This is a genomic window from Bartonella sp. TT119HLJHH (assembly GCF_042193385.1).
In the GTDB taxonomy this organism is placed as follows: Bacteria; Pseudomonadota; Alphaproteobacteria; order Rhizobiales; family Rhizobiaceae; genus Bartonella.
Window position 1 is genome coordinate 1 of record NZ_JBHILS010000075.1, and the last position, 1,773, is coordinate 1,773.

At 37.7% G+C, this 1,773-nt stretch carries 2 protein-coding genes; one reads left to right on the forward strand and one right to left on the reverse strand.

Annotation, left to right across the window (positions count from 1 at the left end; genetic code table 11):
• Positions 1-118 precede the first annotated feature (118 nt).
• A complete protein-coding gene (locus tag ACFIJL_RS09245) occupies positions 119-877 on the forward strand; it encodes a hypothetical protein (RefSeq protein WP_375624395.1) in 759 nt (252 codons plus the stop codon).
• Positions 878-890: 13 nt separating this feature from the next.
• On the opposite strand, the gene ACFIJL_RS09250 is transcribed toward ACFIJL_RS09245, so the two are convergent.
• A complete protein-coding gene (locus tag ACFIJL_RS09250) occupies positions 891-1,520 on the reverse strand; it encodes a hypothetical protein (RefSeq protein ID WP_375624397.1) in 630 nt (209 codons plus the stop codon).
• Positions 1,521-1,773 lie beyond the last annotated feature (253 nt).

A 1,773-nucleotide genomic window follows, 5' to 3' on the forward strand; every position in this document is an offset into this window, starting at 1 on the left:
ACGCGACGAGGAAGTTGAAAGACTAACACAAGAGCTTAAACAGCGTGATGAAGCAGTAAAAGCGCCGCCTCATAAGAATAAGAAGAGTAAGAAGAAGGGTAAGTGAGGAGTGGATAAGATGACAGTTAAAAAGAAGTATGAATCTACTGATGAAACAATCGAAGTTAATGGAGTTACGCTTCATCGTATACGTGCTTTAAGAAATTTTAGAGATGTGTACGCAGGTGACTTAGGTGGCTTTATTGAAAATGAAAGCAATTTAAGTCATGAGGGAGACTGTTGGGTTGGGGACGATGCAAAGGTTTATGGTAGTGCTAGGGTTTACGGTCGAGCCAAGGTTTTTGGTAATGCCAACGTTTATGATAACGCTCATGTTTATGGCAATGCCATTGTTTATTTTGATGCTAAAGTTTTTGATAATGCACATGTATACGGTACAGCAATAATTTGTGGAAATGCCCGTGTGTGTGGTGATGCATGGATTGATACAGGTTTTATTAGTGGTTGTGATTTAGTTAATAGTAGTAAAAAGAAATACGAACTTACAGACGATACAGTTGATCTCGGTCCTTTCAAGTTACACCGAATACGAGCATTGAGAAGCTTTGGCAAAGTAAAGAAAGGTGATTTAGGTGGCTGGGTAGAGAGTGAAGAGAACCTCAGTCACGAAGGTAATTGTTGGATTAGTGGTTTAGGGGCTGTTTTTGGTGGCGGCAGATTACGTGGTGATCACCTAGTTCCAAACTTTAATTACATTTCCAATACGACTTATAAATTGTCTATGTTAACACCACAACAATACATGGCATCTCTACCTTGGCACCGTAGAACATTGGAGAGACTCCGTTATTATTGGGAGTACAGAATATGGCTTTAGCTATTAGAATTATTCACGAAGGCGTTTTTTCTTTGAAAAATTTATTCCAAAAAATATTGTTCTGTTCATCTGTACACCGGAAAAAACCAAGACAAAACGTAGTCTCCAGCTTTTCTTCTGGATCATTACATGAAGTGTGTTCAACTACAATGATTATAGGTTTTCTTAAGCATGGTTCTATTGGTTTTATATCAAACCAAAGGGCCAATTTATCCTCATGTTCTATACTAAAAAGGTCAAAAAAACCCGTACGCTCAGGCTTTAGTTTTGGGTCTATTAAATCAATGTGCTTTGGGGTTTTTAAGGAGATTTTCGTTGCGTTTTTATATTTCTTAGAGTCTGAGATACCTTTGGTGGGATCTGGGTAGCATGCTTTTCTAAATTCAAACGGGTTGTCTTCAGGGATTTTTATGTGATTTATCTTGATTATTTGTTTTGTTGGATTGTGGATGATTAATTCTAGGCGAACGTTAAGTTCTTTAAGGGTATTTGGAGATGTTTGCGCAAGAATTTTACGCACACTATAACTTTGTAATTTTTGTCCTAAACGTTTTTCTTTTTGTTCTTTGTGGTATTTATAAAAAACAAAGCCTGCTGAAATTACACTGATGATAAAAGAAGTAAGCCAAGATATTATTGACATATTTCACACACCTTTCCCTCCCCGCTTTTTGAAAAAAACAATCATATAAAACACATTATGTATGGAGTGGCGTGGTGAATAACACGATTCTTTGTTTTGATCTAGGTACCAAAACGGGGTGGGCGATACGTGGTGCAAGTGGTGACATGTTTAGTGGTACCGTGAATTTTCAATCGCGCCGTTTTGAAGGCGGTGGAATGCGTTACTTGCGTTTTAAACAATGGCTATCAGAAATAAAGCAGACAGCAGGTCA